This is a genomic window from Sphingobacterium cellulitidis (assembly GCF_043187465.1).
In the GTDB taxonomy this organism is placed as follows: Bacteria; Bacteroidota; Bacteroidia; order Sphingobacteriales; family Sphingobacteriaceae; genus Sphingobacterium; species Sphingobacterium cellulitidis.
The window spans coordinates 3,509,075-3,530,671 of sequence record NZ_CP171136.1 but is presented as its reverse complement, the minus strand read 5'-3'; the positions used below and the strand labels follow the sequence as shown (position 1 = coordinate 3,530,671).

17 protein-coding genes, 2 tRNA genes and 1 rRNA gene are annotated in these 21,597 nt (G+C 39.9%); 13 read left to right on the top strand and 7 right to left on the bottom strand.

Annotated elements, in window-relative coordinates:
* Positions 1-95: 95 nt before the first annotated feature.
* Positions 96-1,724, bottom strand: coding sequence for an IS1182 family transposase (locus ACF3OC_RS15485; RefSeq protein ID WP_277712172.1), 1,629 nt, complete (start codon positions 1,722-1,724; stop codon positions 96-98).
* Between the two features lie 218 nt (positions 1,725-1,942).
* On the opposite strand from ACF3OC_RS15485, the gene priA reads away from it, so the two are divergent.
* Positions 1,943-4,423 (top strand): primosomal protein N', encoded by a 2,481-nt coding sequence (gene priA, locus ACF3OC_RS15480; RefSeq protein ID WP_392469742.1) that lies wholly within the window; start codon positions 1,943-1,945, stop codon positions 4,421-4,423.
* 4 nt (positions 4,424-4,427) lie between these two features.
* On the opposite strand, the gene ACF3OC_RS15475 is transcribed toward priA, so the two are convergent.
* Both ACF3OC_RS15475 and ACF3OC_RS15470 read right to left on the bottom strand, forming a co-directional pair.
* Positions 4,428-5,078, bottom strand: a complete 651-nt coding sequence (locus ACF3OC_RS15475; RefSeq protein WP_094257753.1) for a DUF6266 family protein — start codon at positions 5,076-5,078, stop codon at positions 4,428-4,430.
* A 102-nt stretch (positions 5,079-5,180) separates the two neighbouring features.
* Complete coding sequence (locus ACF3OC_RS15470) at positions 5,181-6,038, bottom strand: DUF4886 domain-containing protein (protein WP_256962624.1); 858 nt, start codon at positions 6,036-6,038, stop codon at positions 5,181-5,183.
* 177 nt (positions 6,039-6,215) lie between these two features.
* On the opposite strand from ACF3OC_RS15470, the gene ACF3OC_RS15465 reads away from it, so the two are divergent.
* From ACF3OC_RS15465 to ACF3OC_RS15455, 3 genes are read left to right on the top strand one after another with little or no spacing between them, the layout of a single operon-like run.
* A complete protein-coding gene (locus tag ACF3OC_RS15465) occupies positions 6,216-6,872 on the top strand; it encodes a protein-L-isoaspartate(D-aspartate) O-methyltransferase (RefSeq protein WP_094257751.1) in 657 nt (218 codons plus the stop codon).
* A gap of 32 nt (positions 6,873-6,904) precedes the next feature.
* The gene (locus ACF3OC_RS15460) at positions 6,905-8,725 is read left to right on the top strand and encodes a DNA mismatch repair protein MutS (RefSeq protein WP_094282326.1); all 1,821 of its coding nucleotides are present in this window, start codon (positions 6,905-6,907) and stop codon (positions 8,723-8,725) included.
* Positions 8,726-8,747: 22 nt separating this feature from the next.
* Entirely contained in the window at positions 8,748-9,149 is a 402-nt protein-coding gene (locus ACF3OC_RS15455) for an acyl-CoA thioesterase (protein WP_094257749.1), read from the top strand.
* A 4-nt stretch (positions 9,150-9,153) separates the two neighbouring features.
* Here ACF3OC_RS15455 and ACF3OC_RS15450 read toward each other — a convergent pair whose 3' ends face one another.
* The 3 genes from ACF3OC_RS15450 to ACF3OC_RS15440 all read right to left on the bottom strand — a co-directional run bounded on the left by ACF3OC_RS15450 (position 9,154) and on the right by ACF3OC_RS15440 (position 12,304).
* Positions 9,154-10,230, bottom strand: a complete 1,077-nt coding sequence (locus ACF3OC_RS15450; protein WP_094282325.1) for an NADH:flavin oxidoreductase/NADH oxidase — start codon at positions 10,228-10,230, stop codon at positions 9,154-9,156.
* Between the two features lie 123 nt (positions 10,231-10,353).
* Entirely contained in the window at positions 10,354-10,728 is a 375-nt protein-coding gene (locus ACF3OC_RS15445) for a DUF779 domain-containing protein (protein ID WP_094282340.1), read from the bottom strand.
* 73 nt (positions 10,729-10,801) lie between these two features.
* Entirely contained in the window at positions 10,802-12,304 is a 1,503-nt protein-coding gene (locus tag ACF3OC_RS15440; protein WP_094282324.1) for an aldehyde dehydrogenase family protein, read from the bottom strand.
* A 176-nt stretch (positions 12,305-12,480) separates the two neighbouring features.
* Here ACF3OC_RS15440 and ACF3OC_RS15435 point away from each other — a divergent pair, with 176 nt between their 5' ends.
* Positions 12,481-13,404 carry an AraC family transcriptional regulator gene (locus ACF3OC_RS15435; protein WP_094282323.1) on the top strand — a complete coding sequence of 308 codons (924 nt, stop codon included), beginning with the start codon at positions 12,481-12,483 and terminating at the stop codon, positions 13,402-13,404.
* On the opposite strand, the gene smpB is transcribed toward ACF3OC_RS15435, so the two are convergent.
* The gene (gene smpB, locus ACF3OC_RS15430) at positions 13,391-13,846 is read right to left on the bottom strand and encodes an SsrA-binding protein SmpB (RefSeq protein ID WP_094257745.1); all 456 of its coding nucleotides are present in this window, start codon (positions 13,844-13,846) and stop codon (positions 13,391-13,393) included. The two genes, ACF3OC_RS15435 and smpB, sit on opposite strands and share 14 nt — an antisense overlap.
* Before the next feature lie 298 nt (positions 13,847-14,144).
* Here smpB and ACF3OC_RS15425 point away from each other — a divergent pair, with 298 nt between their 5' ends.
* The 8 genes from ACF3OC_RS15425 (at position 14,145) to ACF3OC_RS15390 (ending at position 21,453) form a co-directional block, all read left to right on the top strand.
* Positions 14,145-15,356 carry a serine palmitoyltransferase gene (locus ACF3OC_RS15425; RefSeq protein ID WP_094257744.1) on the top strand — a complete coding sequence of 404 codons (1,212 nt, stop codon included), beginning with the start codon at positions 14,145-14,147 and terminating at the stop codon, positions 15,354-15,356.
* A gap of 12 nt (positions 15,357-15,368) precedes the next feature.
* Positions 15,369-16,490 carry a hypothetical protein gene (locus tag ACF3OC_RS15420; protein WP_094282322.1) on the top strand — a complete coding sequence of 374 codons (1,122 nt, stop codon included), beginning with the start codon at positions 15,369-15,371 and terminating at the stop codon, positions 16,488-16,490.
* Entirely contained in the window at positions 16,487-17,485 is a 999-nt protein-coding gene (locus ACF3OC_RS15415; RefSeq protein WP_094257742.1) for an NAD(P)-dependent oxidoreductase, read from the top strand. Before ACF3OC_RS15420 ends, ACF3OC_RS15415 begins: the two co-directional genes overlap by 4 nt.
* A gap of 13 nt (positions 17,486-17,498) precedes the next feature.
* Positions 17,499-18,197: a CDP-alcohol phosphatidyltransferase family protein gene (locus ACF3OC_RS15410; protein WP_094257741.1), complete on the top strand. Its 699-nt coding sequence runs from the start codon at positions 17,499-17,501 to the stop codon at positions 18,195-18,197.
* 3 nt (positions 18,198-18,200) lie between these two features.
* The gene (locus ACF3OC_RS15405; protein WP_094257740.1) at positions 18,201-18,587 is read left to right on the top strand and encodes a GtrA family protein; all 387 of its coding nucleotides are present in this window, start codon (positions 18,201-18,203) and stop codon (positions 18,585-18,587) included.
* A 1,011-nt stretch (positions 18,588-19,598) separates the two neighbouring features.
* Positions 19,599-21,128: ribosomal RNA gene (locus ACF3OC_RS15400) — 16S ribosomal RNA — on the top strand.
* A 168-nt stretch (positions 21,129-21,296) separates the two neighbouring features.
* Positions 21,297-21,373 (top strand) — tRNA-Ile (locus ACF3OC_RS15395).
* A 6-nt stretch (positions 21,374-21,379) separates the two neighbouring features.
* Positions 21,380-21,453 (top strand) — tRNA-Ala (locus ACF3OC_RS15390).
* Positions 21,454-21,597 lie beyond the last annotated feature (144 nt).

The window sequence follows — 21,597 nt, the reverse complement described above, 5'->3', positions numbered from 1 at the left end:
TTAGAAACAAACAAAATACCATAAAGAAGGTGTCTAAAAAGGCACCTTCTTTTGTTTTAATACCTTTCTTGATCTCAATTATATTTTAAACAATATTAAGCTGCAAGTCGATTTTCTGTACTTTTCATCACGCTGATAGCTTGATTTATCGCAAATAGGGAGTTGTTGCCACCAGGTTTACCAATTAAAGTTTTGCTTTCCCACTTTTTTGCCCATTTTCTTAGGTTATGGGCAATAGCCATCAATCCGAACTCCACAGTAACTTTCTCGAGTCCTTTCATACTAAAGCGGGTAAACTTGTTGTTGCTTTTCATCTGTCCAAATACCGCTTCGACTTCCACGGGTCTTTTGCTTCGATGGTATAGCCCTTGTGTCGATAGTAGTCTTTCTCTAGCTTTAGCCTTGAGCCAAGCAAGGCGGTGATTGACTTCAATCAGACGATTGCCCTGTGCTTTATGACACCCATCACGCATCGGACAGCCCTCACATCGCTGAGCTTGATAGCAGCTCACCTGGGCGGCATATCCGTTGGTACTGACCCTGGTTGTTTGTCCGACAAAGCTTAGTTTCTGTCCTGCCGGACACACATAAAAATCCTCCTGATCATTGTAATATAGGTTCTGTACCGAAAAAGGATCCTGCTTATGCTTTCGCTTCTGCTCCATATGGAAGTAATTGTACTTGATAAAAGCGGTTATATCCTGTCCTTCCAACAACTCATAGTTCTGCTCACTGCCATATCCGGCATCTGCGACGATTGACTCACTTTGTTTTCCGTAACGGGACTCAAAGCCTTCCAAATGTTCCGGTAGGGTTGTCGTGTCTGCGGTAGTCTGATGGATACTGTAATGGGTGATGAACTGTTCCTCGGTACTGATCTGTGTATTGTAGGCGGGTTTGAGTTGACCGTTCTTCATGTGATCCTCTTTCATGCGCATAAACACAGCATCGGTATCGGTCTTACTATAACTATTGCGATCCCCTAGTATTTTCAGCTGTTCTTCATATTTCTGCAATCGTGGCAAGTAGTCATCTTCGAGTTTCTTAAGCTGCTTATCGGTAGACTTATTGGCCACTTTGAGCTTTGCATTGATCGCTTTGATCTTTTCCTTCAGCTGCGTGCTGTCGATAGCCTTGCTAACTTCTTGATTGCCTAATGTAGATTGGTCTTGGGTAATCTGCGCATCAATATCGGCAAGAACCGAAGCGATGTTCGCTTCTAACTTTACCTTGTTTTTCTCAACCGATTTCTTCCATACAAACGTATAACGACCAGCTGCAGATTCGATCTTGGTACCATCAACATACTGAACTTTCAGGCTGACGTACTCCATTTCATGTAACATCCGGACGATACTTGCAAACAACTCCTGTATTTGCCCCTTAAGACGCTTCCCCCTGAAATAGTTGATCGTACGATAATCAGGGGTACTGTTGCCAGAAAGCCACATGAAATAGATGTTCTCTTGTAAGGCGCGTTCAATCTTTCGGCAAGAATAGATATTGCTTAAATAGGCGTAGAACAACACTTTGATGAGCATCCGGGGATGGAAACTAGTAGTGCCTCCCCCTTTATAAAGTCGGATAATATGATCCAGATCCAACTGATCAACAACCTGATTCACCAACCGAACAGGATGGTTCAATGGAATACGATCAAAAATATTTTCAGGAAATAGACTCGGACTATTGGATGGAAGAGCTTTGAATTGTATGTTTGCCATATTGTTTTTTGGGTGCACCTTAAGATACTAAATCTTAAGGACAAAAAACAGAAAACCCCGCCATTTTTTAATGACGGGGTTATTTTTTTTTAGAGACCTTTTTAGACAGCCCCTTTTTATTTCCTCCCAGCTGAGAAAATAGATCTAAATACTAAATACTAACAACTAAGTACTAACTACTAAATACTAAATACTAACTACTATTATTACCTTTGTTTATGTCTCAACTGGATTTATCATCTTCAAATCGCATAACTTATTTTGTAGAGGTCGTATTACCATTGGCAATTGCTAAATCTTATACCTATAGAGTACCTCAGGAATTAAACGATAAGATTCAGGTCGGCTTAAGGGTAATTGTACAGTTTGGTAAGAATAAAATTTATTCTGCCATCATAAAGGCAATTTCTACCGATGCTCCGCAGCAATATGAGGCTAAATACATCCTTGATGTTGTTGATAATGATCCTATAGTGAATGAAACCCAGTTGCAAATGTGGGACTGGATTGCTGAATATTATATGTGTTATGTGGGTGATGTTATGCAGGCAGCTCTTCCAGCGGCATTAAAAATGGCATCCGAAACTAAGATTGTCGCCTCAGACGACCCTAACCTCGATCGTTCCCAACTTTCTGATAAAGGTTATATGATCATGGAAGCGCTTGACCTCGCAACGGAACTTACCGTCAACGACGTCATTAAAATCCTTGGTCAGAAAACAGTATTCCCACTTTTACGTAGCTTATTTGAACATGGTTATATTTTGATTTCTGAAGAAATTAAGCAGAAATATAAAGCCAAAACCAAACCATTCTTACGTTTAGCCTCTGAATTTAACGATCCTGATGGCAGAAGAGAATTGTTGGATAGCTTAAACCGAGCTCCCAAACAACAAGATGCTGTGATTGCATTCCTGCAGTTGTTAAAGACCAAAAACGAAATCAGTAGACAAGATTTGATGGAAGCTTCAGGTGCTGGCTCCAATGCCATTACGGCATTAATTGAGAAGGCAGTCTTTACAGTAGAGGAAAAAGTCGTTAGCCGATTTGAGGGAACCGATGTCCTGCTGAACCCTGATTTTAACTTTAGCCCTGCACAGCAAAAAGCTTTTGATGAAATCAAATCCTCCTTTCAAGAGAAGGATGTGGCTTTATTACATGGAGTCACAGCCTCCGGAAAAACCCAGTTATATATTCGATTAATTGAGGAAACACTGAATAAAGGTAGATCGGCACTCTATCTATTACCAGAAATTGCTTTAACCGCGCAGATTACTGAGCGCCTGAAATTGCATTTCGGAAATGAACTCGGTGTTTACCACTCCAAATTTAATGATAATGAACGTGCCGAGGTATGGCATAAAGTCAATAAAGGTGAATATAAAGTGGTTATCGGTGCTAGATCTTCTGTATTTCTACCTTTTCATAATTTGGGATTGATCATTGTCGATGAGGAACATGAAACCTCCTACAAACAATACGATCCTGCCCCTCGCTATCATGCTCGTGATACCGCAATTTATTTGGCGCATCAGCATCAGGCTAAAGTCCTTCTGGGATCTGCAACCCCTTCGGTGGAGAGTTATTATAATGCTAAGGCTGGAAAATATGGGTTAATCGAATTGTTGGAACGCTATGGTGAAGCAAAATTGCCAAGCATAGAAATTGTTGACCTCGCTGAAGCAGCTCGAAAAGAAGAAATGTTCTCCTATTTTAGTGCAAAACTTTTGACTGCTATTAAGGAAACCGTAGAGAAAAAAGAACAGGTGATTCTGTTTCAAAATAGGAGAGGGCATACACCATTCCTTCAGTGTGGAACCTGCGGTTATGTTGCTAAATGTGTCAATTGTGATGTGAGTCTAACCTACCACAAAACCAGCAATCTTATGCATTGTCATTATTGTGGCTTTTCTGAACAGCTCGTGGAAACTTGCCCTGCTTGTGGATTGCCAAATATGCAAAGCAAAGGTTTTGGTACGGAAAGGGTGGAAGAGGAACTGGAAATTCAATTACCAGAACTCCGAATCGGTAGATTGGACCTGGATTCTACCAAAGGCAAATATGGATTTGATCGCGTAATATCAGCTTTTGATAACCAGGAATTTGATGTCTTAATCGGAACCCAAATGATTACCAAAGGACTGGATTTTGGAAATGTAACCTTGATTGGTATTATCAATGCTGATGGTATGATCAATTTCCCTGACTTTAGAGCCTATGAAAGAGCATTTTCTTTATTCTCTCAGGTTTCTGGCCGTGCCGGAAGAAGACAGACCGAAGGAAAGGTAATTATCCAAACCAATACCGCCAATCATCGAATATTGGAACAAGTAACAAACCATGACTATATGGCTATGTTCACCGCTGAAATTACCGAACGTAAAAATTACTTATACCCTCCATTCTATAGGCTCATAAAACTGGATGTTAAACATACCGATCAGGACTTAGTGCATGATGCTGCCAAAAGATTGGCTAGTCTGTTGAGACAACAATTAGCTGAAAGGGTTTTGGGACCTGAACCACCATTGGTTGCTCGGGTTAGAAATAACTTTATTCAAACCATTACCTTGAAAATTGAAAGAAAAAATATCTCTATTGCTAAAGTGAAGGAACTTATCAAACAAGCTTTACTTCATTTTGAATTGGATAAGAAAAATAAAGGTGTGCGAGTACAAATTGATGTAGATCCTTACTAGTTTATCATATTTTCCCTAGATATTTACTATCTGTGCATTGATAACTGCCATCATTCGAAAGAAAAGCTAAATAAACATGATAAATATCTTGCGGAGTTAATTTATCGAAATATATCTCTTGGGACTCTTCACTGATTAAATTCCCATTGACAAGTCCAAAAACCTTATTTATTTCTGTGTTTTCAGGTTGTAGCAAAAGCATGCAACGGTAATTCTCCATATCAAATGCTTTTACTATTTCTTCATCATAAGTCCACAAAACTTTTAATGAAGTGGATTCCAAATTCATTTCTATGTTAAATGTAGTGATAGGATTGATTAATCCTCTACTGATTGATAGGGAAGACCAATTTATATTGTTCTTCTTGCTATGCTCATCAAAGGCATTTTTTAAATTATATGACATTGCCGAATTGTGACTCGACCATTCAGGATGGTAATTCTTGAACCCTAATCGGATATATGGAAGAATTTTAGATAATAATTCCTGTAATTGCTTGAACTTAGAATTATTCCCCAATTGAAGGGTTGATTTGGTCCTTTTCCTGGATTCTGGTGCAGACCGTACATAGGTCTGGCCCTTCCAATTACAAAATACTAGATTTCCAATCTTTCCCTTAAAAGAAAATATACTCCCATTATTCATAATAGCCATATCTCATATCTATTTGATTCTTCTTAAAGATACTGAGAATGGCTATTGATAATTTGATTTAAGAAATTAAATTTCGTTGAAATTAATGTTAATTAAATTTGTCTATTTCCTGACTTTCGAAACTTTAAATGGCTTTCTGACCGCTTTTTTTGCGGCCTCCTTTACTATTTTTGCCTGTTCTTCGGTTACTTTCTCTGGTTTATAGTTGGATTTTGTAGGGTCTAAATTGAATAATTTAGCATACCAAGTCAATGCGGCAGCAAAACGACCATAATCCAAATTTAAATGATAACCATCTCTGGTGAGGTTATCTCCAATACTACTTGTTCTGGCATTTTGGATCGTGGTTCCATCGGGTACAATAAATGCATAGTCTCCTGTCTTTTCCAACCTTGAGGTTACACTCATGATACTGTCATACATGTTTTTCTGATTCCGGTCATAGTTCGCAAAACCATCATGCTTCGAATCTTGTTGATATGCCCATGTTTGATGATATACCAATTTGGTATCTGGATGAACATGCGCAAAAACATAAGTCCATAAATCCCCCAAAGTTTGCATCACCACATTATACTTCCCAGAGAGTGGACTCGCCTGCTGTAAGCTGATATAATCCCAATTATCATCGGCCAAAGCTTCTTCAATACTCGTCTGTTCCGTCGTGTTTTTATTCCCCTCCAAGTCAATTTTCCGATAACTATATGCCTTCAGATTATTATGGGCATTTTTTAAATGTAAATCCAATGGCGCTCCGCCAATGTATAAATTGCCAATTACTATCTTTTTACCAGCAGCTGCCGCCAACTCATGCAGATAGTTCTCTAAAGCATCCTCAGAAAAACTATTTCCTATTGCTAATACTTTAATAATGTCGTCATCATTTGGCGAGGTCTCTTGACCAAATACAACCTGAACCTGTAAAAAAATAATAAATAGATAAATAGATAGCTTCTTCATAGTGCCCATTTTTATTTGTAAAATCGAGTTTATTCGGATAATACCCTCGTCAATATAAAAGTACAAAAAATAAAGCGGAGAGATATTTTCTTTCCTAAAATTCAGAACAGTTCTGACCTTGAATGTTTTGCATTTTAAGCTTAATAATATGGTAAATTAAGGCTAATTTTGAGACTTATGGCGTATAAGTTTATAGATAACTACAGGGAACAAGGAGCAAGAAAGCAATTAGTGAAGCATCTTGAGAAGCGGGGAATTGAGGATAAGAAGGTGTTGCAGGCTATTGCAAAAGTTCCGCGCCATTTCTTTTTCGACGAAACTTTCTGGAATCAAGCTTATCGTGATATCGCTTTCCCAATCGGGGATGGACAAACTATATCTCAACCTTATACGGTCGCTTACCAAAGTCAATTGCTCCATATCAAAAAAGGAGATAAGGTGCTCGAAATCGGAACAGGTTCGGGATACCAAACCTGTATTCTCCTTGAACTTGGTGCGGATGTCTATACCATTGAAAGACAAGAAAACCTATATAACAGAACAATACAGGTTCTGCCCTATATGGGCTATAAACCTAACTTCTTCTTAGGGGATGGCTCAAAAGGTATTCCTGAAAAAGCCCCGTATGATAAGATTATCGTAACTGCTGGAGCTCCCTTTGTCCCTGAGAAAATGCTGAAGCAACTCCGATTAGGCGGACTACTGGTTATTCCGGTAGGGGATGAGAAATTCCAAAAAATGGTCACTATCCTCCGCGTTGGTGAAAATGACTTCGAAAGAATCGAACTCGATACTTTTAGATTTGTCCCACTGGTTGGTGATCAAGCCTGGTAATTTTTGCAGATTTTATCCCTACCTTAGCACCCATGAGTGCAGAATTTTACCAAAATAATGTCGGGAAAACCCAAGGGGAAATAAAGTCTTTAGAAAAACAAATCAATAAAAATGCTTTTTTACGATTAGGATTGATGATTGCTGGTGCCATAGGTATTTGGCAATTATTCTCCTTCAATAATATTTTCTTTGTCCTGCTGGCTATGATCCTGTTGATTTTTCTGTTCGCCTTCCTTGTGTTCAGACAAGCTAAGGTGGATCGTAAACTTCAAGAAGCTAAGGTTTTTCTCAGTATCAATGAGAATGAACTTAATATCAATAACCGAAAAAAAAATATGTATGATGATGGTCAGGAATTTGAAGATCCTAAGCATCCGTATACCTCTGACCTCGATATTTTTGGCCCCAACTCCTTATTTGAACTGGTAAATCGCTGCGCAACCAAAGACGGTGTAGCGGTCCTGCAATCTTGGATGAAATCCCCTTCCTCAAAAGATGAAATTACGCAACGACAAGAAGCAGTGGAAGAATTGAAGTCAGATCCTGAACATTTGCAAGCCTTCCAAACTAAAATGTTGTTTAACCTGGGTTCAAAAATAAACCTGAGATCCTACATTTATAGTTATTTCCATGATAAATCCTTTCAGTTTGGCAATGCATTCTATAGATCCTATGTCCCATTGGTACCTTGGATATTTCTAGCTGGAATCTTATTCTCCATTTTCGTGTTTAATATCGGGGGATATTTGTTTGGCTTAGCTTTAATCCATTTATTATGGACGATTGCTTTGGCAGGTAAAGTCAGTCAATTCTCTAATAAAGTGGATAAAATAGGTGTTTCATTGATTGGTTTCGCAGATGCCATCAAATTGATGGAAGATAAAGAGTATCAGGCAAAGCTAAACCTTGAACTGCAAAGTAAAATCCAGATTGAAACTCAGCAGAAAAAACTTTCAGGAATAATCCATGAACTGGGTAAATTGATTGACAAACTGGATGTACGCAATAATATGCTGGTTGGTGCAATCTTAAATATGTTATTCCTTTGGGATTTCAAACAAATTATGGCCATCAGTAAATGGAAAGACCAATATGAAGATTCTATTCTTTCTGGATTCGATGCCGTAGCTAAATATGAAAGTCTAGTATCCTTGTCTTTATTGGCTTATAACCATGCTGATTGGCAACAGCCTAAAATTTTGAACGATTTCGAAAAGGATTCTCTCCTCGCAGATGAGGTGAATCACCCTTTAATTCCAGAGAATAAATCGGTCGGAAATGACTACAATGCCAATGACCATAAAATTGCGCTAATTACGGGTTCAAATATGGCCGGTAAAAGTACTTTTTTGAGAACAATCGGGATCAATGCCGTACTGGCTTATACCGGAGCTGTAGTCTGTGCTAAAAGATTTGAATTGCCAATTTATCAATTGGTCACCTATATGCGTATCAAAGATTCCCTGAATGAAAGTACCTCCACTTTTAAAGCTGAATTGGACCGTATGAAGTTTATCTTGGATAGAGTGAAGGATATCCCCTCTAGTTTTTTCTTGATTGATGAAATGCTACGCGGAACAAATTCTGTAGATAAGTACCTAGGGTCTAAAGCGATCATAAAAAAATTGATTGATCTCCGAGGTCGCGGTATGTTGGCTACCCATGATTTGCAACTCTCAGAACTGATCAATGACTATCCCGGTTATTTGAAAAATTATCATTTCGATATACAGGTGCAAGGCTCTGAAATGTTGTTTGATTACAAATTAAAAGATGGTGCTTGTACTATTTTTAATGCCTCCATGCTGTTGAAAGGTATTGGAATAGTCGTAGAAAGCGAAAAAGTTAATTAACTTTGCGGCTTCAATATTAAAAATGACTGTTCTAGAACGTATCGATCAAAGTGAAACACGAATTACCATGACAGTGTTTCCTTCCCTTACCAATCACCATGACACCCTTTTTGGAGGTAAAGCCATGGCGATTATGGATGAGGTTTCCTTTATGTGCGCAACCCGTTTTTGTAGAAAATCTTTGGTGACCGTTTCTACCGATAAAATTGATTTCCATAAAGCTATCCCTTCAGGAAGTATTGTGGAAGCGATTGCTAGAGTAGAAAGTGTAGGAAGGACCAGCTTAAAAGTCCACGTAGAAATTTACCTGGAAAGCATGTATGCCGATGGTCGCGAACTTGCCATCCAAGGCCGATTTACTTTTGTTGCTTTAGGCGACGATAAGAAACCAATTCCTGTATTGGAAGGTTTGGATGTAGAATAATTCCTTATTCTATTTTTGCCCTTGCATATTGAGCTGCCCAGTCAATGTCTACGCCAAGGTCCTGTGCCCAATCGTAGACCAAATGTGGATGTCGTAAAAACTCCCGCCCGAGGATAATAAAGTCTGCCGCAGCTCGATCCAGGATGTCCTGTGCCTGTTTCGCACTGGTTATGAGCCCAACTGCTCCCGTAATAATATGACATTGTTCCCGAATTGCATCAGCAAATGGAACTTGATATCCAGCCTCTACCGGTATCTGTTGATGATGGACCGCACCCCCTGAGGAAATATCCACTACTTCAACTCCTTTATCTTTTAGAATTTTTACTAGTTCAATGCACTCTTCCAGATCCCAGCCACCTTCAGCCCAATCCGTCGCCGAAAGCCGAACCCATAAGGATTGCTCAGAAGTCAAAACCTCTTGAATAGACGCTGTTATTTCTAGTAAAAGCCGAATTCTATTTTCAAAATATCCTCCATACTCATCAATTCGAGTATTGACTAATGGCGATAAAAATTGATGGATTAAATATCCATGCGCTGCATGAATCTCGATTATTTGATAGCCTGCTTGAACAGCTCTTTGGGCTGCATCCTTAAATTTTAAAACAAGGGTTTCTATTTCCGAAATTGATAATGCTTTTGCTGGAAATTCGTCTTCATGATAGGGTAGGGTAGCAGGGCCTACAGTTTGCCAGCCATGTTCTTCCATGGGAGAGAACTGCTTGCGACCCAACCAAGGCTTTTCTGTACTTGCTTTGCGTCCTGCATGTGCCAATTGAATCCCTGCAATACTGCCTTGACTTTTTATGAATTCAGTAATCTGTCTGTATTTTTCGATTTGCCCATCTTCCCAGATTCCTAAATCACCATAGGTGATCCGACCTTCGGGACTTACCGAGGTTGCCTCTTGAATAACTGCTCCAGCAGCACCAATGGCAAACTGACCTAAATGAACCAAATGCCAATCTGTTGCAAATCCTTGCTCGGCACTGTACTGACACATCGGCGAAACGACAATCCTATTTTTTAAACTGAAGTTTTTAAGTACTAATGGGGAATATAATGAAGGGTTGGCCATGAACTTTTTTTTATTAATCCTAATTTCTCGATTGGACTAAATTTACTGAGGATTTCACAAAATATGGCCATGATAGCAATAAGAATTGCCATTCCTGGGTAATTAATCTAAAAGGAGCCGGACTTAAGCGTTGCGAATTACCTCAGGTAAATCCTTTAATTCCTCTTCCGTAAATAAGCGATAATGGATCTTAAAGGTTTTGCCCATGGGAGTTTCTAATGAAAATCCACCCGGACCAAATCCTTCTAAAACATCTAATGTGAAATGAGAGAATTTCCAGTACTCAAATAAATCCCGATCTACCCAAAATTCAAACCCTTCAACCAAGCCAATCATCGCGTCATTCATCCGCGGATAAAACCCTCCTTTTTCAAAACATTGTGGCTGTGTTCCTTCACAACATCCACCAGCCTGGTAAAACATTAAAGGACCATGTTTTTCCACTAACTCTTGGATCACCGCTTTGGCATTGTCCGTAACATCAATTCTTGAGATCATATCTTTAGCTTTTGATAAGAAAGGGGTTATAGAACATAACCCCTTATCACACATTTAACTATTAACTAATCTATTAGAAAAAACCAAGCTTTTCTTTGCTATATGAGATAAGCATGTTTTTCGCTTGGCGGTAATAGGCTAACATCATTTTGTGGTTCTCACGACCGATACCCGATTGTTTATAACCACCGAATGGAGCTCCCGCAGGATAACTATGGTACTGATTTACCCAAACTCGACCAGCTTGAATGGCTCTAGGCACCATGTATAACTCATGGGCATCCCGTGTCCAAACTCCAGCTCCTAATCCGTAAATCGTATCATTTGCAATGGCAATAGCCTCATCCACATCTTTGAAAGTGGTTACAGCGAGGACTGGTCCAAAAATCTCTTCCTGGAAAATACGCATCTTGTTGTTTCCTTTGAATAGGGTAGGTTTGATATAATAACCATTGTCAATATCTCCACCTAAATTATTCTCATCGCCACCAGTTAATACTTCGGCACCTTCTTCCTTACCTAATTTGATATAAGACATGATTTTGTCTTTCTGGATCTTGGACGCTTGGGCCCCCATCATCACCGTTGGATCCAATGGATTACCGACTTTGATTTGGTTTACTCTTTCGACTACTCTTTCAATAAACTTGTCGTAAATAGATTCTTGAATTAATAATCGAGATGGACAGGTACAAATTTCACCTTGATTCAATGCAAATAAGACTGCACCTTCAATGGCCTTGTCCAAAAATGAATCATCTTCAGCCATAACCGATTCAAAGAAAATGTTCGGTGATTTACCTCCCAGTTCTAATGTTACAGGAATAATATTCTCCGTTGCATACTGCATTACCATACGACCAGTCGCTGTGGAGCCTGTAAAGGCAGCTTTGGCAACCTTTGGATGGGTCACTAAATGACGACCTAACTCTGATCCAAATCCATTAACTACATTGATTACTCCAGGAGGAAGTAAATCTCCAATGATTTCCATTAAAACCATAATAGAAGTTGGGGTGCTTTCTGCTGGTTTCAATACAACTGTACAGCCTGCAGCCAATGCTGGTGCCAATTTCCAAACGGCCATTAAAATTGGGAAATTCCAAGGAATGATTTGTGCAACTACTCCTATTGGTTCATTGACAATCAAGGAAACCGTATTGCTGTCCAATTCAGATAATGAACCTTCCTCCGCACGAATTACCCCTCCAAAATATCTGAAATGGTCTATAGCCAATGGAATATCTGCATTGAGTGTTTCTCTAACGGCTTTACCATTATCTATCGTTTCCACAATTGCAACCTGCTCCAAATGTTGTTCGATACGGTCCGCAATTTTGAATAAGATATTACTTCGTTCGGTCGATGAGGTCTTGCTCCATGTTTTGAATGCTTTGCTTGCTGCTTCTACAGCCTTATCTATATCTTCTTTGGTCGAATGGGCCACTTGTGTAAATGGCTTGCCATCGATCGGTGAAATATTGTCAAAATACTTGCCTTGGCTAGGTGGAACAAAAGTTCCATTGATGTAATTATCATAGCGATCTTTGAACGCTGGTCTTTTTAATTCGCTCATAGTATTATGTTTTTCTTAGTTTATATTTGGACTCTTTCTCAAATTTACCAAGAGGCAAATTTTTTATATAGCATTATTCTATCTTTTGATAGCATAATAATTTCAAAGACCTAATGTTTTGATTTTATTTACTTTTTTTTATTTTTGGTTAACAACCAATTATAAATTTTTATCGTATGGGAAAGAATAATTTAGTCCATGAGCTTCCTTATTCGTCGGAGCGGGAATTGAGTACCTTGGTTGAAAATAGAAGAGCGTTCACGTTAAATAATTTTGAACTAAACGTCTATGAAACTTACCAACCTAGCCAGTTGGTGCCCTTAAAATTTAATGATATGGTAATCATTAATATGTTAAAAGGGAAAAAAGTTATGCACCTAGATAATATTCCAGCTTTTGATTATCTGCCCGGTGAAACCCTGGTTTTACCAGCTCATCGACCTATGAAAATTGATTTCCCCGATGCGCAGATTCAAGACCCAACCCAATGCACGGCGCTGTTGATTTCGGCCGAAAAAATCGAAGAAACCATCGATTTCCTCAATGCTACTTATCCTAAAATGGATAATAAATTGTCGTGGAATTTTTCTTGGAATAGATTTCATCTGGTGAATACCGATGAACTTGCGAGCTTGACCAATAAGCTGTTTAGCAATATGATAAGTGATAACCCTTTGAAGGATGTTCTTGCTGATATGTTGTTCAAAGAGCTGTTGGTTCGGATAATTCAACAACAACAATTTGATGAATTTATTGAACCTTCCCCTCAAGGAAATGATGCCATCTCCAGCCTCCGAAAATACATCCGGGAAAACCTAAGTGAAAAATTGTCGGTTGATGATCTGAGTCGAAAAGCGAATATGAGTAAAGCCAGTTTATTCAGGCTTTTTAAAGAAGAGTTTGGAATAACCCCAATGGAATTGGTGATACTGGAAAGACTACGGAAGGCCAAGGAAATGTTGAGTGCACAAATGTCGATTAAAGAAGTTTGTTACGCTTGTGGATTCTCAGATGTCAATTATTTCAGCCGTCTCTTCAAGGCTAGAGAACATATGACCCCAACCAATTATCAACGAAAGCCCGGAATTATCGTTTCATAGCTCGATCCAATTCCCGTTTGCTTTCTCGTTCCTTGATGGTTTCACGTTTGTCAAAGTCCTTCTTACCTTGTGCCAAGGCTATCTCTACTTTTGCAAAACCTCTTTCATTAATAAAAATTCGAAGTGGAACTATCGTAAATCCCTTTTCTTCCCCCTTTTCACGCAATTTTTTTAATTCCTTTTTCGTCAATAATAACTTCCTGTCACGTTTGGATTCATGATTGTAAAAGGAACCAAAGGAGTATTCAGCAATATGCATATTGCGGATATAAAGCCCATCTTCAAAAAAAGCACAGAAACTATCGTTGATATTTGCCTTCCCTTCGCGTATGGATTTGATCTCGGTACCTAGTAATGCTAAACCCGCAACATACGTGTCAAGTAGGTGATACTCAAAGGATGCACGCTTGTTTTTAATATTTACCGTTGATGAAATTGCCATTTTTATTAATTATATTGAGCACAAATGTAAGAATTTATGAATTTTTGCAAAATTTCCAAGTAATATACTGTAAACATTCTCTTAATATTAATTTAATTTTATGATATTTATATGTCAAATGAAACATGATTTGAGGTTTAAGTTTTGTATGTTTGCGTCGATTTTTTGTAAAGAAAGGTAATATAAACATGATTTATTTTATGTTAATAAAACTAGTTTAGTACCTTTGTGGGATTTTTGACGATTTTTGTTAAAAGTTCAAAAAGTAAATATTATTGAGAAAATAGATACCTGACGAATGAGCAAGGGAAAATTAAACGAAAGAACTGCGCGGTTTTTAAATGGCGAGTTAGGAGATATAAAGTCAAAAAACTTATATGCTTATTTTAGACCTATCCAATCTAAACAGGACACCGAAGTAAAAATTGACGGTCGCAGAGTTTTAATGTTTGGTTCAAATTCTTATTTAGGATTAACCACTGATCCTCGTATTATCAAAGCTTCACAAGATGCTCTTGAAAAATATGGTACAGGATGTGCCGGTTCTCGTTTCTTAAACGGAACCCTTGATATACACGTTGAATTAGAGGAAAAATTAGCGGATTACGTAGGTAAAGAATCTGCAATCTTGTTCAGCACTGGTTTTCAATCTAACCTAGGACCTCTTTCTTGTTTGACAGGTCGCCATGACTATATCTTATTGGATGAGCGTGACCACGCATCGATTATCGATGGATCCCGCCTTTCATTCTCTAAAGTGATCAAATACGCACATAATAATATTGATGACCTTCGTGATAAAATTTCTCGCCTTCCTGAGGAAAGCTTTAAATTAATCGCTACTGATGGTATCTTCAGTATGGAAGGGGATATCGTGAAATTACCTGAACTCGTTCAAGTAGCTAACGAATTTGACGCTGCAATATTGTGTGATGATGCCCATAGCTTGGGAGTAATCGGTGATAAAGGTGCTGGTACAGCTAGCCACTTCGGACTAACTGACCAAGTAGACCTAATCATGGGTACTTTCAGTAAATCATTGGCTTCCCTAGGTGGCTTCGTGGCTGCTGATAGAGATACCATCGAATTCTTGAAACACCGTGCTAGATCTTTGATGTTTAGTGCAAGTATGACCCCTGCTTCTGTTGCTTCTACTTTGAAAGCATTGGAAATCATCCAAACAGAACCTGAGCATATCGAAAAATTATGGGCTAATACTAATTATGCCAAAAAATTGTTGTTGGATAATGGATTTGACCTAGGTGCTACCGAAAGCCCAATTCTTCCTGTATTCGTAAGAAACAACGAAAAAACGTATATCGTAACTAAAATGCTTCAAGATGATGGAGTATTTGTAAACCCTGTCGTTGCTCCAGCCGTGCCTGCTGAAGAATCATTAATCCGTTTCTCCCTGATGGCTACGCATACCTTCGATCAAATTGATGAAGCTGTGGAAAAAATGACTAAGGTTTTCAAAACTTTGGAAGTCGAAAGTTTTATTAGTGAATAAAATTAGATCAAAGTGATTACTATAGTTCCTGTTGATAGCAAAAAACTAAGAGCAAAATTTATTGATTTTCCTCATGACCTTTATGAAGGAGACCCAAATTATGTTCCAGAACTTTTTGTTGCTCAGGATGATATGTTGAATCCCGCTAAACACCCGTTCTATAAACATTCAACCGTGCAATTGTTCTTGGCTTATCAAGATGAGAAGATTGTCGGAAGAATTGCCGCAATTTATAATACAAACCACAATAAGTTCAATAATGTCAATGAAGGTCAATTTGGCTTCTTTGATTGTATTAATGACCAAGAGGTGGCTAATAAATTGTTTCAGGAAGCTGAAGCATGGGTGAAAAACAAGGGTGCAAACAATATTGTTGGCCCAATCAACTTATCCACCAATGATAGCGTTGGCTTATTGGTGGAAGGCTTTGATAGACCCCCAATGGCAATGATGCCTTATAATTACCCGTATTATCAAGATTTAATTATAAATGCTGGTTTTGCTAAAAAAGTAGACCTTAGAGCCTACTTGGTTAACAAAGAAAACTCCAACAAACGCTCCGTATTGTTGTTGGATAAATTGGAAGCTAGACTGGAACGTTCTGGAATCCGTCTTCGTGAAATCAATATGAAGGATTTTGCCAATGAAGCGGAAAAGATTAAGAAAGTCTATAATAAAGCTTGGGATAAAAACCTCGGCTTTGTTCCAATGACGGATGATGAATTCATGCATACTGCCAAGGACTTGAAGATGATTGTCGATCCTAGATACTGCTTAGTTGCTGAAAAGGATAACGAACTCGTTGGTTTTGCCCTAGGTATTCCTAATATTAATGAAATCCAAATCAAAATTAAGCGTGGTAGACTTCTGCCAACCGGAATTTTCAAACTCCTATTCGGAAAGAAAAAAATCAAAACCATTCGGGTTCTGATGCTTGGCGTTCTGGATAATTATAGAAAATTAGGAATTGAAGCTTGCTTATATGGTCGGATTATCAAAAATGCAATTCCTTCAGGTATTGTCGAAGCAGAATGCTCATGGATGTTAGATCACAACTATTTGATGAATCACGCTATCGAACAAATCAATGCCGATTTCTATAAGCGGTATCGTCTTTTTGAAAAAGCGGTATGAAAAAAAAGATTTTCATAACTGGTGCGAGTGGATTTGTCGGCTCTCACCTTGTTGAGGCTGCCCATAATCTTGGTTTGGAAGTGCATGCTGCGGTCCGGAAATCGAGTCAGATTCAAGATATTAAGCCCTTCATCAGTAAGTTTGTCTATCCCAACCTCGGGAACGCTGAGGAACTAAAATCCCTTTTTGAGAAAGAACAATATCAGTATATCATCCATGCTGCGGCAATGACCAAAGCCAAGGATGAAAAGCTGATGCGGGATGTCAATGTCGGTTATACAGATGCAATTCTGGATGCCGCAACAGCTGACATCATGCCCCTGGAAAGAATAACCTATGTCAGTAGCTTGGCTGCTGTCGGTCCTATTCCCTATACGAGCAATCAGCTGATCACCGAAGAAACTCCTTATAACCCGCTGACGGTGTATGGTAGGAGTAAGGAAGCTTCAGAATTAATGATTCAGGATAAATATGCTGATTCGCCAATTTCCATATTCCGGCCAACTGCCGTATATGGTCCCCGCGAAAAAGATATCTTTATCCTCTTCGATACAATGAATAAAGGATTGGATCCCTATATCGGGAAAAATCCGCAAAAATTGAGTTTTATATATGTCAAAGACCTAGTCGATGTGCTATTGAAAGGATGTATCATAAAACAAGATGGACTGCAAATCTATAATATCAGCGATGGTGAAGTGTATTCACGATATGCTATGGCTGAAATTTTTAAAGAAGTCCTCCATAAAAAGTTATTTAGAATGCATGTGCCTCTTCGTCTTGTGAAAAGTGTTGCCGAACTCTCACAAAGACTTTATCGCAATTCCGCAAAAACTCCCGTCATCTACCCTGAAAGACTTAGAGAGCTAACCGCAGAAAATTGGGGTTGTGATATTACGCATGCAGTTCAAAACTTAGATTTTAACCCCCAATACAAGTTGGAAAAAGGGCTAAAGGAAAGTTTGATTTGGTATAAAGAAAATAAGTGGCTCTAATTTTTCAATTGAAATGAGTGAACAAAAAATTAATAAAAAGCTTTTTCAAGATAGAAAGCGTACAAATATTTTAAGTAATCCGGAACAAAGGTTGATTTCCTATCTGGTTCCGAAAATCCCTAACTGGATTTCTTCTGATGGCTTGACAGCCATTGGTCTATTTGGGTCTTTTATGATCCTTGGTAGTTTCCTCTTGGCTGAATATGTCAATATCTATTTCCTTTTATTGGGAATCGTAGGCTTCTTTGTGCAATGGTTCGGAGATTCATTGGATGGTAGAATTGCATTCTATCGGAATAAATCCCGGAAATGGTATGGCTTTGCCCTGGATATTGTGATGGACTGGGTTTCCACCGTCATGATTGGTCTGGGATATGTATTATATGCAACAGGAGATTTTAAGTACCTAGGCTTTACCCTGGTGTCCCTATACGGTTGGGCAATGATTATTTCCCAATTGAGATATCGTATTACCGATAAATATACCATCGATGCAGGTCTTTTAGGACCCACTGAGATTCGCGTAATCATTAGTTTGGTGCTTGTACTGGAAGTCATTATTCCAGGATCGATTAATTATTCGGTTTTATTGATCTGTATTATCTTGTTCTTCATCAACATTGGAGATACCAAGAAATTACTGGATATGGGGGATGCGAAAGACCTTGAGGAAAAAGCAAATAAACTGAAAGAAACGGAAGTTAATTCATAAAGCATGTCTGAACGGTTAAAGGTATTTCTTAAAGCTCAGTTGTCCGCATTTATTGGCGGACTTTCTGATTTTGGGATTTATACCTTTTGTTATACCGTCTTAAAATTTACAGCGCCTTTCTCCAATGTTATCAGCGGAAGCTTGGGTGCCATAGTTAACTTTACGATCAACCGCTATTGGTCTTTCGATAATACCGAAACTTCCTTAGGTAGCCAATTATGGAAATTTATTTTGGTAGTTATTGGAAGTATTACCCTAAAGTCATTAGGCATACATCTTCTTGTTGATATTTGGCATGTACATTTTCTTATTTCCAAAGCTATCGTTGAAATCATAGTTTCCTTAGGATTCAATTATACCCTGCAACGTTTCTGGGTATTCAGAAAATAGCTCACGAAACAAAAACATATAAGCCATCTTGAATATTTCAGGATGGCTTTTTCATTAATACTACAGTTTCGAGTTCAATAATAATCCAGTTTTAATACAGTAATACTACAGTTTCGAATTCAGCGATAATTCTGTCCATCTTTTGGACAAATCAGGACCTCTACCGCACCTTGGTCGGACCTTCTTCGGATCTTTTCCTGACCTTGGTCGAATTTTTACGGCCGAGGTCAGGCGGATCTGCGGGGGATCTGCGCTAGTGATGCGCCGGAATATCGAGTTTTGTTGGAACTCCTCCCGAAGTATTTCCGATAATGATAGTGTATTTACCCCCCCTTCGAAAAGGAACGAGCTATGATCCCCTCCAAAACACACACATCCATGATCCCAGACTTTCCATCTCGCCCGACCTTCCTTTTCTACCGTTCATGCCCCCGCAACCATCCCTGGGCAATGAAAATGCCAGCTTCCTGAAAATTTATCGTGCAATGTGCTAGCGAGTTACGCCTTGCTACCAAAAATTGTTGCTGGGATGTCTTGGAAGTATGGATGTTTTGTCCCTATCTTTGCACCACTCCGCAAGGGAGGGACGGCTGAAAGGCCACTGACAACAGGGAATGAAACACGGTAAAAAAGGGGTCAGACCCGATGCACCGTATCTTTTGAAAAAAGCGCCTCAAAATTATTTTAAAATAAATTTTGCGGAATCAAAAAAGGTTTCTACCTTTGCAGTCCCAACCGAGGGAAACAGCAACGAGCGCGATGCTCGGAGCGATAGAAAAATGACAGATTGTAGCCTTCAGCGATGAGGGATCCACAACATAAAAAAGCCGAAGCGAGATGCCCAGGCGAGATAAGTTCTTTAAATGATCATGTAGCGCAGCGACTCGTACGAGAGTACGATAGCTGAACAAAGATTTAAGAAATCAATTCAGATATCCCGGAGCGGGAGGAAAACATTAAAACAAGACAATTCTATTTATTATAAATAGTCTTGATCTTACACTTCATTTTACAATGGAGAGTTTGATCCTGGCTCAGGATGAACGCTAGCGGCAGGCCTAATACATGCAAGTCGGACGGGATCCAGCTGGTAGCTTGCTACCGGTTGGTGAGAGTGGCGCACGGGTGCGTAACGCGTGAGCAACCTACCCATATCAGGGGGATAGCCCGAAGAAATTCGGATTAACACCGCATGACACAGATTTACCGCATGGTTTATTTGTCAAATATTCATAGGATATGGATGGGCTCGCGTGACATTAGCTAGTTGGTGGGGTAACGGCCCACCAAGGCGACGATGTCTAGGGGCTCTGAGAGGAGAATCCCCCACACTGGTACTGAGACACGGACCAGACTCCTACGGGAGGCAGCAGTAAGGAATATTGGTCAATGGGGGCAACCCTGAACCAGCCATGCCGCGTGCAGGATGACTGCCCTATGGGTTGTAAACTGCTTTTGTTAGGGAATAAACCCCACTACGTGTAGTGGGCTGAATGTACCTAAAGAATAAGGATCGGCTAACTCCGTGCCAGCAGCCGCGGTAATACGGAGGATCCGAGCGTTATCCGGATTTATTGGGTTTAAAGGGTGCGTAGGCGGCACTTTAAGTCAGGGGTGAAAGACGGCAGCTCAACTGTCGCAGTGCCCTTGATACTGAAGTGCTTGAATGCGGTTGAAGACGGCGGAATGAGACAAGTAGCGGTGAAATGCATAGATATGTCTCAGAACACCGATTGCGAAGGCAGCTGTCTAAGCCGTTATTGACGCTGATGCACGAAAGCGTGGGGATCGAACAGGATTAGATACCCTGGTAGTCCACGCCCTAAACGATGATGACTCGATGTTTGCGATATACCGTAAGCGTCCAAGCGAAAGCGTTAAGTCATCCACCTGGGGAGTACGCCCGCAAGGGTGAAACTCAAAGGAATTGACGGGGGCCCGCACAAGCGGAGGAGCATGTGGTTTAATTCGATGATACGCGAGGAACCTTACCCGGGCTTGAAAGTTACTGAAGGATGCAGAGACGCATCCGTCCTTCGGGACAGGAAACTAGGTGCTGCATGGCTGTCGTCAGCTCGTGCCGTGAGGTGTTGGGTTAAGTCCCGCAACGAGCGCAACCCCTATGTTTAGTTGCCAGCACGTCAAGGTGGGGACTCTAAACAGACTGCCTGCGCAAGCAGAGAGGAAGGCGGGGACGACGTCAAGTCATCATGGCCCTTACGTCCGGGGCTACACACGTGCTACAATGGATGGTACAGCGGGCAGCTACACAGCAATGTGATGCCAATCTCGAAAAGCCATTCACAGTTCGGATCGGGGTCTGCAACTCGACCCCGTGAAGTTGGATTCGCTAGTAATCGCGTATCAGCAATGACGCGGTGAATACGTTCCCGGGCCTTGTACACACCGCCCGTCAAGCCATGAAAGCTGGGGGTACCTAAAGCATGTAACCGCAAGGAGCGTGTTAGGGTAAAACCGGTAATTGGGGCTAAGTCGTAACAAGGTAGCCGTACCGGAAGGTGCGGCTGGAATACCTCCTTTCTAGAGCCCGCTCTGGGATCGCTGCGCGACATACATGATCGTATAGAAAAAAAAGACATTCAGAAGAAAGTGCCCACCCTGTGGGGTAGTATCAAGTATCTAGTATTTAGTATTTAGATAGTGATGCTCCGAACAGACGGTGACACCGAGAGATGAGAGAGATAAGCTAGTCCCGTAGCTCAGTTGGTTAGAGCACTACACTGATAATGTAGGGGTCAGCAGTTCAAATCTGCTCGGGACTACCATCACACGGGGAATTAGCTCAGCTGGCTAGAGCACCTGCCTTGCACGCAGGGGGTCAACGGTTCGAATCCGTTATTCTCCACAGGTCTGAGCCTGGTTGCATGGTATTTTTATCGGACCGTCATGGTCTAGGTACTAAATACCAACTACTAGATACTCAGATAAAGAGTTCTTTGACATATTGGAAGAAAAGAGATTAACAAGAGAAGACAACAGAGGCATGTCG